Annotated in this window: 12 protein-coding genes; 1 reads left to right on the forward strand and 11 read right to left on the reverse strand. The window is 58.1% G+C overall.

What is annotated here, in order from left to right; all coding sequences use genetic code 11:
• Positions 1 to 281 precede the first annotated feature (281 nt).
• The 8 genes from OXE05_03970 to OXE05_04005 all read right to left on the reverse strand — a co-directional run bounded on the left by OXE05_03970 (position 282) and on the right by OXE05_04005 (position 9,326).
• Positions 282 to 533: a hypothetical protein gene (locus tag OXE05_03970; protein ID MCY4436472.1), complete on the reverse strand. Its 252-nt coding sequence runs from the start codon at positions 531 to 533 to the stop codon at positions 282 to 284.
• 250 nt (positions 534 to 783) lie between these two features.
• Positions 784 to 2,460, reverse strand: coding sequence for a hypothetical protein (locus OXE05_03975; protein MCY4436473.1), 1,677 nt, complete (start codon positions 2,458 to 2,460; stop codon positions 784 to 786).
• A 68-nt stretch (positions 2,461 to 2,528) separates the two neighbouring features.
• Complete coding sequence (locus OXE05_03980; protein MCY4436474.1) at positions 2,529 to 3,920, reverse strand: hypothetical protein; 1,392 nt, start codon at positions 3,918 to 3,920, stop codon at positions 2,529 to 2,531.
• Positions 3,921 to 4,470: 550 nt separating this feature from the next.
• A complete protein-coding gene (locus OXE05_03985) occupies positions 4,471 to 5,754 on the reverse strand; it encodes an amidohydrolase family protein (protein MCY4436475.1) in 1,284 nt (427 codons plus the stop codon).
• Positions 5,751 to 6,542: an MBL fold metallo-hydrolase gene (locus OXE05_03990; protein MCY4436476.1), complete on the reverse strand. Its 792-nt coding sequence runs from the start codon at positions 6,540 to 6,542 to the stop codon at positions 5,751 to 5,753. The genes OXE05_03985 and OXE05_03990 overlap by 4 nt, the downstream gene beginning before the upstream one ends.
• Positions 6,543 to 6,869: 327 nt before the next feature.
• Positions 6,870 to 7,475, reverse strand: coding sequence for a superoxide dismutase (locus tag OXE05_03995; GenBank protein MCY4436477.1), 606 nt, complete (start codon positions 7,473 to 7,475; stop codon positions 6,870 to 6,872).
• 363 nt (positions 7,476 to 7,838) lie between these two features.
• The gene (locus OXE05_04000) at positions 7,839 to 8,819 is read right to left on the reverse strand and encodes a GNAT family N-acetyltransferase (protein ID MCY4436478.1); all 981 of its coding nucleotides are present in this window, start codon (positions 8,817 to 8,819) and stop codon (positions 7,839 to 7,841) included.
• A gap of 36 nt (positions 8,820 to 8,855) precedes the next feature.
• Positions 8,856 to 9,326: a septal ring lytic transglycosylase RlpA family protein gene (locus OXE05_04005; protein MCY4436479.1), complete on the reverse strand. Its 471-nt coding sequence runs from the start codon at positions 9,324 to 9,326 to the stop codon at positions 8,856 to 8,858.
• 576 nt (positions 9,327 to 9,902) lie between these two features.
• Between OXE05_04005 and OXE05_04010 the strand changes: the two genes are divergently transcribed.
• Positions 9,903 to 10,271: a helix-turn-helix domain-containing protein gene (locus OXE05_04010; GenBank protein MCY4436480.1), complete on the forward strand. Its 369-nt coding sequence runs from the start codon at positions 9,903 to 9,905 to the stop codon at positions 10,269 to 10,271.
• A 49-nt stretch (positions 10,272 to 10,320) separates the two neighbouring features.
• On the opposite strand, the gene OXE05_04015 is transcribed toward OXE05_04010, so the two are convergent.
• The 3 genes from OXE05_04015 to acs are packed head-to-tail and all read right to left on the reverse strand — an operon-like array spanning position 10,321 to position 13,363.
• Positions 10,321 to 10,677 (reverse strand): DUF805 domain-containing protein, encoded by a 357-nt coding sequence (locus tag OXE05_04015; GenBank protein ID MCY4436481.1) that lies wholly within the window; start codon positions 10,675 to 10,677, stop codon positions 10,321 to 10,323.
• Positions 10,664 to 11,347, reverse strand: coding sequence for a hypothetical protein (locus tag OXE05_04020; GenBank protein MCY4436482.1), 684 nt, complete (start codon positions 11,345 to 11,347; stop codon positions 10,664 to 10,666). Before OXE05_04020 ends, OXE05_04015 begins: the two co-directional genes overlap by 14 nt.
• Positions 11,348 to 11,401: 54 nt before the next feature.
• The gene (acs, locus tag OXE05_04025) at positions 11,402 to 13,363 is read right to left on the reverse strand and encodes an acetate--CoA ligase (protein MCY4436483.1); all 1,962 of its coding nucleotides are present in this window, start codon (positions 13,361 to 13,363) and stop codon (positions 11,402 to 11,404) included.
• Positions 13,364 to 13,553 lie beyond the last annotated feature (190 nt).

A 13,553-nucleotide genomic window follows, 5' to 3' on the forward strand; every position in this document is an offset into this window, starting at 1 on the left:
GCACTGCTGGTGATTGGTCTGCACCGTGTATGATTCCGCTTCTTCGAGACTGATGCCGTCGTCTTTGTAACGCCTGTAAGCAGTCATGAACTCGCTGCTGGTGTGCGAGTTGACACATACAACCGAACCTGTTAATGTGAGCACATCACCCTCCTATAGGGGTAGCGAGCAATTAGCCTGGCCCTATGCTGGGCGTTTTGCTTTAAGTCAGCTTACCAAACAGCTAGAACTGAGTCAATTACCCCTTTAGTGTCAATAGCCTAATCTATCAGTTCACCGTCTCATTTTTTGCGTCTCCATCTCCAACCTTCCGATAGCTGAGCCGTATACGCGCAGATCACCAAAATCCCAACGCCAACAAGCATCGCCCCCAGTGCACCCGCATAGCTCCAACGTTGGTACATGTCGCCAAAGAACGCGCTGTAGGCAAACCATGTGGATAGCAATATCCCAAAGCCGAGACCAAACCGTGCTGCGTGGAAGATAAAGACAAGTGTCTCTCTGGCGAACTTTACCAACATGGTGCGTTTCAATGACCCATCTCCCGTAGTCGTCCATTAGCTCATGCAGCAAGCGTCAGCGCGTGGGCGTAGTGGCAGGGTAAAGTAGGCAGATGAGCTTCCATGCCGCACGGACCTCCTGGCGGTGGTTGACAGACCAGGGAAGGTTAGATAGAGTGGACATAGCGAAATCTCCGGAGTCGCTCTTGGATCCCCCAGCGTACTACCGCTGGGGGATGTGCTGTCATTACACCTACTTCTACCAGGGAATCTATCCTCGTTATCAGGCTGTGCATCTGAACTGATTTAGGTATGCTTCGGGGTCATCTAAGTATGCCTGCCTCGCTTCGTCGATGGTGCCGGGGACGACGATTTCTGCCAAGTGTGGGGCCTCCACGCTGTTTACCAACATTGCCTTCATCAGCCCTGGACTCTTCTGCTCCGCTGTTACCATCTCTTGCTGCACAGGCTCCGGCCACGTGCACGGGTCGCTCTCCAACCACTTGTAGGCAAGTCTCACGTACTCCCTCGCATTGCCTACGTAGGCGCTCACGAACGCCTGTATGTCGGGGAACGTCCCGTAGGGGTACTCGCTCCACGTGTACATGAGGTAGACGAGGGGCAGAACGTCGATGTACTTAGGGAATACCCTCATCAGCGTTGCCATCGCATAGCCGTTAGGATTGAGGTTATACTTCTGCGCCAGCGCGTTGCGCACCATCGCCTCGTAGTGCCACGCGGGCAGAGACAGGAAACGTTCTACTTCCTCGATGGTGGCCGTGCCCGATATTGGGACTGGGGCAGGCTGCGGCGTAGGTACGGGCGTAGGTGTGGGCGCTGGCGCTGCTGTCTGCCCTAGCTTGCAGTAATCCTTGAGAATATCGCGCATGAAGTCCTTGAAGCGATTGGCTTCTTTGCCGTTTTCAATGTCTCTATAGTCCTGACGAAACAACCACGCAGCGTAGTTGGCATGTCTTACCCTGGGGTTGTCCGTGTCGGGATGCCCCGCTTCCCCGTACCTTTTGCTCCACCACCACGCCGCGCTTTGTTCAGCAAAATACTCATTCGTAAAGCAATAATCACTGGCTAAGCCCTCTGCACCCTTCGGCTTCTCCCCGTACTTCGTCCAGGGCTTTTTCGCGTGGTTTAGCTCGTGCACCAGCAGGTAGGCGATCACTTCGAGCGGTTGGTGGCGCATGGATTCGTCAACCGTGATGGTGTTCGTGGAAATGGTGTACTGCGCCAGGTGCTCGATGTGGCCAAAGGTGAAAGTTGTGCCTTTCGTGGTCACTGCACTATATTCACCATAGACGTGCCCCGGCAAGGTTTCCTCGATCATGTTCAGGGCAGCTTGCAGGCGCGGGTCTATAGTCGGACGCCGAATTGGCGTTGGTGTAGCTATAGCGGTGGTCACGGCCGCGGGCAGCGCCGATCGTTGCAGACTCGCCGCCGACATGCCATACCGCGCTTCCCACGTTGCTCTGTCGAGCACAAATCTCCCGTAGTTACTGCCGTCGATGCCAAAGAGCTCTACGTCGGCGATGGACTGGATGTGAAGCAACCGCGGCCGCTCCCAGTCGCTCTCCCACTTGACCAGATAGATGGGATCGCCGTCTTTGAGCAGCCCGGCCGACAGCCAGGGGTCGCCCACCGCCAGCCTGCGCAACTGTGCCAGAGTGACCTCGGTGCGGTCGTTCCAGTTGACGTGCTTGCCGGCCAGGGCGCGGGTATCGCCGCCCCAGTGCAGGACGCCTTGCGCGTCGGCAATCCAGAGGTGCGGCGTGCCCTCTAGTGCAACCACGGCGCCATGGGAAAAGGTCTGCTGCGCATGTATTGCCGGCAGCGCCATGAGCGCAACGACTACGCTTACCAGCACGGCCAGTGATAGGCTCAACAACCATAGCGCGCCCGCACCTAAATCGCTTTCGCTATCCAACCGCCACGACTGTGGCTTTGGCATGAAAGGGATTCCTTTGCGCTAGAGCGCGCCGATTCGTAATTCGACATCGGCGGCCCCAAGAACCGCCGTTACGTGGTGGTCTGGGCGAGTATGCGGTCCATCTGATAGCCAAGTCCGGTACCAGTAAGCGTGCCGGTATGCGCCACGCCGTTACGCACGTTGGCGATGCGGGGGTGGACGGCAGCCACCGCGCCATTCGAGGCGGGGAAGAACTGGCGCGAGTTGCATTCCACGCCCATCATCGGATCGATGCGCGCGGCAAAACTCACCGAGTGAATGAGCGATAGGTCAGGATTGGTGAGGTCCTGCACTGTATACGGTAGGCCGTCGTGGGTTGCCAGCGCCGTAAAGAGCAGGCTGTGGGAGTGTCCCTTGCAGACTTTCAAGGCAATGCCGGACCACCCAAGCTCCTTGGCTCGCTCGTACTGGCGGTGATTGTAGAGGCTCTCGTCCATGATGACCGGCTTGAGCTTATCGATTCCATCCATGCGGAAGGGCGCTCTATCCAGGTCGCGGTGCGTGGGCTGCTCCACGTAGAGCAGGGTGTCGTAGGCTGCGGGCGATTGTTCACGCACCCGCTCGAGGTACTCGACCATATAGTCGGGCGTCTCGCAGATTTCGTTCGTGTCGGCAGTGAGATAGATTTCCTCCCTGCCCTGCTTTGCGAGCGCTTCTTTGCCAATGGCATAGACGTCTAATGTGCGCTGCACGTCCCAGTCCATGTCATTGCCCAGAAGCTTGATCTTCAGGCAATAGACTCCGTCCCGGGCGATCCATTGGTCGAGCGAGACCGGTTCGCCGTCGTCAGGATCGTCAGGGGTGATCTCGTGCTCCCACAGCTTGTCGAGGCCGCCGACGAGGTGGAAGACGGGAAGCTCGGCAACATAGGCGCGGCGAACGTAGTCGTCGAGGAACTGTCCCTTGAACTCCGGCCCGAGGTACGCACTTAGGTCTTCCGCCATGAATTCGTCAGAGTAGCCGTCATAGCTTGAAATGCCGTTTACGTTGCCAAATGCGTCATGCAGCGCGCCGTCAAAGGGCGAGCCACACACAAGCGAGGCCAAGACCGGCATCGGCTCCGCTAGTTGCATGGCGCGGCTGGTCTCGGTGGCGTTGCTAAGGAGTGTGGGCTCGGTCTTGAGCGCAATGTCGATGGGATGGGCGTAGCTCGTGTGGCTTTCCAGGGCTTTGGCGTAACGTTCCACCACCTGTCGCATCGCGGCGTCGCGGGCCAGCGCGTCAACGGCGTCAGTCGGCCAGGCCCAGCCAATGGCAAGGAACATGCTGCCCCAACCCTCCGCGACCTGTCCGGCGCGATTCTCGACGGAAATTCGCACCCGCACGTGAGTGGCTCCTTCCATGGTGACACCGCCGAACTTGAGCGGCGTGCGCGCGACCTCGTCGGTGAAATACGTTTGAACTTCCCGGATGCGAATATCAGATAGCAACTGCGCCGCCATGCTTCAGTAACCTTTCACCATAATTCTGCCCTGATGTTTCATCCTCACCCCGTATCAAGTACGGGGCAGGCTCTAGCCCTTTCCCTCATGAGACCTTTGCGTAACCTCTTTCCACTAAAGGGGAAGGGTGGAATGAGAGTGAAGTGAATTTACTTCATGTCGTCTTTAGTTTCAATAGCTCTCCTGGATTCCGGCTTTTGCCGGAATTCTAAGTGTTGAGTAATTCGTAGACAGAATTCGCTTTCCATTCTAAAGAGTTGACGGTGCATGTCATTCCGAGCGCAGCGTCGAACAGGGTTCGCGGAATCTAGAATCAATGTCGAACATGGTCCATACGGCTCAGTACTTTAGATTCCTCACTCCGCTGCGCTCCGTTCGGAATGACATGCATGCAGGCAAGCACAGAGTTCTGCTCCCATGTTACTTCTACCAAATCTGTCAACGAATTATCTGACATTTACAGAAATGACGGAGTTATGCAAAGGTCTCCTCAGGGAGAAGGGACACGGGCGGGGTTTCTGTCAAACCGTGTCCACCACTCTTTGTATCCTTAACTGACTCCCAATTCGATTGTGCGGGGCGCTTCGATCATGTCCTCGCGGAATACGACCTTGCCGCCCACGATGGTTAGCTTCACGTTCGCCATAGCTTTGATGTCTGCGATTGGATCCCCTTCCACCGCGATAACGTCGGCAACTTTGCCCTCCTCCAGGGTGCCTCGTTCGTCAAGAACTCCCAGACCCTTGGCGGGATTGCGGGTGGCCATGTGCAGCACATCCTTGGCCGGAATGCCGATCAGCTCGACGGCGCAACGCAGCGATATGTAGTAGTCGTCGAATGGCGTATACCGTACCCCCGCGTCACTGGAGATGATGAGGTTCACACCTGATTGCCAGATCTTGCGAAACTGCTCTACGCGTTCATCTTCCAGCGGGCCCTGTATGTTCATGGCCGCGCGCATTTCATCACTAAGCGGCATGTCGGCAAGGTAACCCCGTAAGACGCCGGCGAGTGTAATGGAAACGGTGAGATCCTTTGCTACTGCCGTTGCCATGGCTGTCGCATCGTAATCGTAGCCGCCATCGGCGCCAAGCCAGACACAATGTTCGATGCTATCGATACCGGCCTCGATGCAGTTGCGGATGCTATCGGCGGGTATGGCATGCGCCGCCACCGGTGTATCGAGTTTGTGGGCCTCCTCCACCACAACGCGCAATTGCTGGGCGCTGTATTGGACCATGAGGGGGTTGGACTCAGCAGTCATATTGCCGCCGCTGGCGCAAATCTTGATGACATCGGCGCCTTCTTTGATGAGCGTACGCACGGCCTTGCGCAGTTCCCACTCCTCATTGGCTTCCCAGCCGACAAAGTGAATGTGCCCGCCGGTCACCGTAATGGGGACGTTGCAGGAGAGAATGCGCGGGCCGGCAATCCTGCCGCGGTTGATGGCGTCGCGCACCGTGGGCACCACGTCGCGGCGACCGCCAAGATCGCGCACGGTCGTCAACCCCGCTCGCAAGCACTTCTGGGCATTTGCCGCGGTGCGTAGCACTTGCTGCATGTCGGTCTCGCGGCTAATCTCGTCAACGACTTCCTCGTGGTGGCGGCCTGCGGTAAAGCTCAAGTGCGTGTGCCCGTCGAGCAACCCGGGCATCAATGTATGGCCGGGGAATTCCTCGACAATCGCGCCTTCCAGGTGGCTCTGGTTAAGTTCAGCAGCCGGCCCCACGAATGTGATGCGGTCGTCAGTAAGGACCACTGCCGCTTGCGCGATGGGGTCGGCGCCGGTGGCGGTAAAGGCCCTGTCAGCTTTGAGAACTCTCTTCTGGCTCACGAGGCATCCCTTTCTGGATAGAGCACACACTGCCCTGGCGAGAGGACGAGCGGTTGCACGCTCCCTCCCTCTGCTTTGAGCGCGCCGGCAAAGTCGGCAGGATCTGCCATGTTGTTCGCAAACATGTTGTAATGCGTCGGTACGGCGGTCTGGGCGCGCAGCACGGTTGCGAGATGGGCGGCCTCCGCCGCCGACATGTTCCCCCAGCGCCCATTGATGCAAATGAAGGCAAGGTTTGGTTGCAGGCTGGCAATGCCTTCCATCCGTTCGTGGTAGAGGGTATCGCCGCTTATGTACACCCGCAGGCCACCAAAATCGATCACATATCCCACGGCATCCGGCGCGTCATCAGGATCATCCCAGACGTGGTTCGCAAACGTGGCGTGAATGCGGACGTGGCCGCTATGGAGCACGTCGTCGTGATTGAGCGTATACGTCTGGCTGGCGGGGATGCCAAGTTCGCGCATGGCGTTAGTGCACGACGATGGGCCGATGAGCAGTGCTGTCGCATTGTGACGCGCGATTACGGGAAAGGCGTCAGGATCAAGGTGGTCGGCGTGATTGTGTGTGGCGAGGACAAAGTCTGCCTGCACGTCTGCCGCCTCGACCGGGGGTGTAAGGAGGCGTTCCAAACCGTAGAGCTGATTGCACGCGTCGCCAAGGTAGGGATCTACGTACACAATCGTGCCCTGGCTTGACTTGAAAACACACCCGGCTTGCCCGAGGCTCCACACGGCAATAGTGTTCTGCGGCACGCACGTACCCTTGATCTCTGCTGCGATACTCACGGCTACAGCATCTCCTCGTCAATCTGGCCCCTGTTATGTCCGTGTCATTGTAGCAGCCGCGCAGCCTGACTGCTATGTTAGGCTGGCGTGGGAGGCAAGATGCCGTGGGTAAAACCATGATGGCGCCACACGCCGGGGGCAGTCATGCCCACCACATGGTGGGATGAGGTAGAAGCGATAGTTTAAGATTGAGGACCCAACTCGGACGCGGGGATGTTGGGACTCTTTTCGAGTATTAAAGTAAAGAGGCGCAGGACCGTTCCCTGCGCCTCTCTCTTTCCCAGTTGCAAGCAAGTTCGCTTCGCGGTCGATTGCCGCGAGTTTCCCCTACCTGGCTGCCAGTGATGCCTTGGCTGCCTGGTACCGCTCGTTTACGGCGTCCCAGTCCACATTCTTGAGGAGCGCCGTGATGTAGGACGGGCGATCACTGCCGTAGTCCATGAAATAGGCGTGCTCATACGTATCAATCGTCCACAAGGGGACTGTGCCCCAAACGCCGCCTTGGTTGTGCACGTCGCACAGGAAGTTGTGGATCTTGCCGTCCGTGGGATCGAGGGCGGTTACCATCCAGCCGCGCGCGGCCATAGCGCAAGCGCGGGCGTCTTCGATAAAGGCATCCCAGGAGCCGAAGTCCTCGGCAATCTTGTCCGCCAGATCGCCGCCGGCTTCACCGTTACCGCCCAGCGTATCGAAATATAATTCGTGTAGAATTTGGCCATCTGCGGCGAAGGTCTCTTCCAGCTTAAGCGCGCGGTAAGCGCTGTAGGCCTGGTTTGCCGTGGAACGGTCCACATTCTTAAGACCGTCTTCAATCTCGTTGCGCTTGTTTACATAACCCGCATAGAGCGTATCGTGGTGGACGGTTAGTGTCTTTTCCGATATGCCTTCAAGGGCATCTTTGCCGAACTTGAGGTCCTTCACAGTAAAGGCCATGGTGGGTGCTCCCTCTAATTCTTGATCGTGTGCAATATTTGGCAATGCTCGGTACGACGAATAGCAGTCGCGTTCGCAGTTAAACTACCATACTTCCGGCGAATAGTGAAGGAATTGGTGCGGGCGTACTGAGCGCTCTCAGCATAGATCGCGGGCGTGGGTTGATACTCTTGCTTTGAAGCTACCTCAGTGTCGTTCGTTCATGCTTCGACAGGCTCAGCACGAACGGGGGATGGGGTTTGCTGTGGCAGGCACAGCACGAACGGGGGATGGGGTCTGGTGCTGTAGGCTCAGCGCGAACGGTACACCAATCCGACCGTGATGTCGCCTGATCTTGATGGTCGCAACGCGTTGTGCGGGGGCCTAGGATTCGTCTCCATCGCCGGCATTGGCGCCGTAGAGTCTCCGCTTCACTAGGTTCAGATACTCGGCGCTGATCACGCCGCCATACGAGAAGGCGTAGAGGTAGACGGTGGGATCGTAGTCATCGAGACCTGATGTAGTAACGATACGAGCGGTGTTCATTCCTTGCGCCTTGAGCCAGTGCAGTGCGTGACCAAGCAGCGCCGATCCAATGCGGCGTCCGCCGTAATCGCGGCGTACCAGAAGCCCCCAATCGAACGTCGTGTCATCGGCCACGGCCTTGGCGTCGCAGAGTCCTACCACTTCGCCGTTAGACCGTGCGGCAAAGAGAGTCTGCGGCGCGCCTGCACCAAATGAAGCAACGCGCGCTTCTATGCGGGCACGCATCTCCTGCGCCAGTTCCTCGCTTGGCGGCGCTTCCGGCTCAGCGGGATATTCGACGCGGTGCCAGCGAGTGTCTTCCTTGTACTCTTTCCACCAACGCCAGTACGGCTGGTAACTATTGAGAATGAACTCTGTGAAGAACGCCGGGTCCGGGGAGGATTGCTCTTCAATGGTGAACTCCTGGCTGGACTCTAGCCGGTCGAGCGTGCGGAGGTTCCACGTTAGCAGCACCATCTTGCGAGCTGCCCAGTAGCCGCGCTCATAGAACGGCACGGTGGCGCCTTCACCGTCGCGCACGATGGCGTCGATCTTCGTTACCCCCGAGGCTTTCAGGTGCTCTTCGGCAGCGGCGATCAAGTCCTCTTCGATTCCCTGGCGAGCGTAGTCTTCGTGCACCGAGAGGTCGGCAATCAGGCCGTGCTGACGGCGGGCATCTTGCCGCAGCGCAAGGCGCACGGCTCCCGTAATCTCGTTACCGTCTTTGGCGAGCAGGATTTCGCTGGGGCCGTACGTCAGCATGTTGAACTCTTCGCGAATTCCCAGCACATGCTGCGGCACCGGCGTAAGCGGTTCAATTGTGTGCGACGTACTCTTCATGGCATTGCACCCAGCAGTGAAGGTTGGGAGTTGTGGTTACTGGCTCAGGACTTCTAATTGCACGTCGAAACGACCGGTTACAAACGGCGCTAGTTGGATAAACGCCGCTTCGCTGAGATCGATCCACATAAAGCCCGGGGAAGGAGCCCGGTCCTTGACGATCACCACGATGGCCGCTCCTGTCGAAAGTCGGGTCACGCGAACCACAGTGCCCAAGGAGAAGAAGGGGCTCGCGGCAATGATGGGATCAAAGCGGCTGTACGGTTCGCCGTTCGCCATGGTGTTGCCGTGCAACGAGGGATGGTAATACGTTGCATTACCGTATTCGAGGCGCACAACCGTGTATTCCGAGTGTTCGCGCAAGAGTGCGGGAGGGCGAAAGCGCGTCAGGTTCGTCAGCGAGCCGTCTTCTTCCTCGACGACAAACGAGAATGCCGCGGCCGGCGTAACCGGTACCAGGCAGACCACAAGAATGAGCAGCAGTCGTATGCCAAGTCGTTTTGCCATAGCCCTCTCGTTTCGCTCCGTCTACTGCGGGTGGACAAGCCCCCACTCGGTTTCTTATAACCTACGCCAGGCGCAGTCGTCAACACGGCAAGGGCACCGCGCCTCACATCCCCGGTAGCGCAGGTTGCAAACCTGCGCCGCTGTAGGGGTCAATTCGTCGTGGGAATCACAGATTCCCACCGTATGGCTCTCTCCGTGCGAGATTGGTGAAAAATATACCCCATGCTCCGTACTCAGGCGGGGGACAAGCCCTAATGCTGTCGCATTAAACTTCATGAAGAAAGACACCGCGCCCCAGTCCCGCGGTAGCGCAGGCCCTTCGACAGGCTCAGGACACGTTTGCAACCTACGTTCCTGTAAGGTCAATCCTTTACGTGCCTGTTTCCCTTTGCTCTGGCGGGGGACAAGCCCCCGCGCTACGGTTAGTGCGGCAACATCAGAGACGCGCCTCCGCGCTGCGGCGCTCCGTCCCCGAGCGGGTCGTTTGACCGTCGCGCCGGAGCTACGCTACAATCGGAATTAGGTGGCGCGAGTGTAAGGGTGGGCAATCTACCCAGAGTGGAGTTCAGGCAAGCCATGTCCACGCGCTGTTCTGACAAAGATGCTGAGTGCGCCATCGCGCGAACCGCGTCTTTGATTTGCGGTCGGTGGACAATGCTGATTTTGCGAGACCTCGCTGAGAGTCCGCAGCGCTTCTGCACGCTGGAGCGCTCCCTGGAGGGCATTAGCCCCAATACGCTGGTCGAGCGGCTCCGCACGCTTGAGGAAGAGCAAATCATCACGCGCCGGGCCTTTGCGGAAATTCCGCCGCGCGTGGAATACACGCTAACGGAAAAGGGCAGCGCGCTCGTTCCGGTACTTGAGATTATGCGAGAGTACGGTGAACGATGGCTTAGCGCCCGTGAGGAAGAGCCGGTGGCGGCCGGCGGCGTTGCCGTGAAGTAGACGCCCGCTGCTCGTCATTCCCGCGCAAGCGGGAATCCATCCCCTGTCGCTATTCTAGCACTGCCTGGGGCTGATCCACCGTGCTGTCTTTGACTCCCAAGTAGATGAACGTGATGAAGCCGACGATGGGAACCAAGAACAGAAGCGACCACCAGCCCGACTTGCCAATGTCGTGCCAGCGTTTCGTGTAGATCGCAAGAGCAGGGTATATCCCAGAGAGCGTTAGTACTTCAATGTATCCGAAGGTGCCGAGGGGGCCGTCTAGCTGCGGACCCAACGCCCCCAAAAGGTAACCGCCAACCAGTACTGCTCCGAAGAGCCCGAAGAGCGGCAGTATCCCTTTGAGCCAGTAGGTCTTGCGGTCAATCTTTCCCCGGAACGAAAACCACACGTCAAGGAAGGTCATGCGAATCCTCCCTACGACCGCGGCCCGCAGACTTCACCGTATCCAGCAGCTTGCAGTCGTGTAGTGTCATGTTGTTAGCCTCTACCCCTACAATCTTGCCCGTGCCCTTGATGCATTCCCCGGTCTTGAGAGCGGTTAGCTGCTCTCGCCAAGTAGCGTTGTCGAAGTGAAGAAAAACCCACTCGCCATCACCGCGACTTTCCATAGTGATCTCGATGGGGTCGCGCCTTGTGTCGGGAGCAGCCAAAATGCTGCCTTCAAACCTGAGCCACTTGCCAATCTCCGGGCTGGACCACGGCTCATCGTCGAATTCGTGCAGGAAGGCTTCATGGGTGATCTCTTTCGGTGTGCGAGTTGCGTACTCGCGCGTTGGTTCGGCTGGTTCCGGCAATGCGGGTGGGTCTTGCTTCTTGCTGAGGCGACGAGAAACTGGATCCAACCACCATTTTGCGGTGCCCAAGCCTAAGCAAGCGATAGCGGTACCTGCGAAGAGGAGCGTTATTGGGTCTGTCACATGCACCCACATCTGTATAACGATGGCAGCCCAAGCAAGCCCATCATCGATTTGACCGGGAATTGGAAAGACGACGTTCCACAGGAATCCCAAGATGGAGACGACTCCACCCGTGGTAAGAATACGCCCTGACCATTGTTTGATGTTCTCCCACATGTTTTCCTGCTACAACCTCTCTTGACGTGAGTCAAGTAGATAATTCCGGGTCTATCAGCCCTCCGAATCCTCGTACTGCCCACGGAGATTCTCTACCACGTTCGCGTCGAGCAGCGTGGTCGTATCGCCTAGGGCACGACCTTCGGCGACGTCGCGCAAGAGGCGGCGCATGATCTTGCCGCTGCGGGTCTTGGGCAGGTCGGCGGTGAAGAAGATGTCGTCGGGTCGCGCGATGGGACCGATCTTCTGTGCGACGTGTTTCTTGAGTTCATCGAGAAGCGTGTCGCCTGGGTCTATGCCCTCTTTGAGGAGCACGAACGCAGAAACTGCTTGGCCTTTGAGTTCGTGGGTCTTGCCAATAACGGCCGCCTCCGCCACCGAATGATGGTCTACGAGCGCGCTTTCGATCTCCATGGTCGAGAGACGGTGGCCCGCCACGTTCATCACGTCGTCGACGCGGCCGAGTACCCAGTAATATCCGTCTGAATCAATCTTGGCGCCGTCGCCTGTGAAGTAAATCCCTGGGTAGCGGCTCCAGTACTGGTCCTTGAAGCGCTCCGGATCGCCGTAAATTGTCCGCAGCATGGAGGGCCAAGGACGCTGAATTACCAGGTATCCGCCGCCTTCCGGCACCTCATTGCCGGCTTCATCCAGGATCGCCGCGGTGATGCCGGGGATGGGCCGTGTGGCCGAACCCGGCTTCGTGGTTGTGTAGCCGGGCAGTGGTGAGATGAGGATCGCGCCGGTCTCGGTCTGCCACCAGGTGTCCACGATCGGACAGCGTTCGCCGCCGATGTTCTCGTGGTACCAAATCCAGGCTTCGGGATTAATCGGTTCGCCAACGGAGCCCAGCAAGCGCAGGCTCGACATGTCGTGCATTGCAGGATACTCATCGCCCCAGCGCATAAAAGCGCGAATAGCGGTCGGGGCGGTATAGAGAATGGTGACACCGTACTTTTCCACGACGTCCCAGAAGCGGTCACGGCCGGGGAAGTCCGGCGCGCCCTCGTACATGACGGTCGTGGCGCCGTTCTGCAGCGGACCGTAGATGATGTACGAGTGACCCGTGACCCAGCCGATGTCGGCCGTACACCAGTACACGTCGTCATCTTTCATGTCGAAGACCCACTTCGTCGTGAGATAGGTCTGTGTGGAATAGCCGCCGGTAGTGTGCACAATGCCCTTGGGCTTGCCGGTAGTTCCGCTGGTATAGAGGATATAGAGCATGTCCTCGGCGTCCATTTCCTCAGGCTCGCAGCGCAGATCGGCTGAGTCCATGAGGTCGTGCCACCAATGGTCGCGCCCCTCTTTCATTGCAATGTCGGCTTCGTCACCGATGCGTTTCACCACGATCACGCTTTCGATGGTGGGGCAGCGATCCGCAGCGTCATCGGCCATGCGCTTGAGCGGCACAATGCTGCCGCGCCGCCAACCGCCGTCGCAGGTGACGAGCACGTTTCCTTGGGCGTCATTGATGCGGTCGGCAAGGGCCTCCGCGCTGAAACCGCCGAATACGATGCTGTGCGGGGCGCCAATGCGGGCACACGCAAGCATGGCGATTGCCAACTCAGGCACCATGCCCATGTAAAGGGTCACGCGGTCGCCGCGCTTCACGCCAAGCCCCTTGAGAGCGTTCGCGAACTTGCTTACTTCTCGCCACAAGTCGTAGTACGTAAGCACGACTTGGTCGCCGGGCTCGCCTTCCCAAATGATGGCGGCCTTGTTGCGCCTCCAAGAATTCAGATGGCGGTCAAGGCAGTTATACGTGATGTTTAGCTTGCCGCCTACAAACCATTTGAAGAATGGCGGGTCGGATTCGTCCAGCACCTGGTCCCATTTCTTGAACCAGTGCAGTTCTTCCGCGATGGATGCCCAAAAGGCTTCGGGATCTGCGGCGGCTTGCGAAAACACCGCATCATCATTGACGTAGGCGTTCTTTGCGAATTCATCGGGCGAAGCAAAGAGCCGTTGCTCATTCAAAAGGGCTTCAATAGTACTGCCGGATTCTGATGCCATCGTGTCCTCCTGCATACAACAGAGCGTAGCTCTCTTGCCAAGTTCGGTGCATGTTTGGGTGCCATAATAGCATAGCGTTTCAGGCGCTTCAATCACGGCTGCGTTTACGCATATGCGGTTGTCAGGTAAGATTGAGGCAAGTAGCGATGCACATTCGGGGCAGGCTGCGACCGTTCTTACTACGTTCGTA

This window comes from Chloroflexota bacterium, assembly GCA_026710945.1.
Classification (GTDB): Bacteria; Chloroflexota; UBA11872; order VXOZ01; family VXOZ01; genus VXOZ01.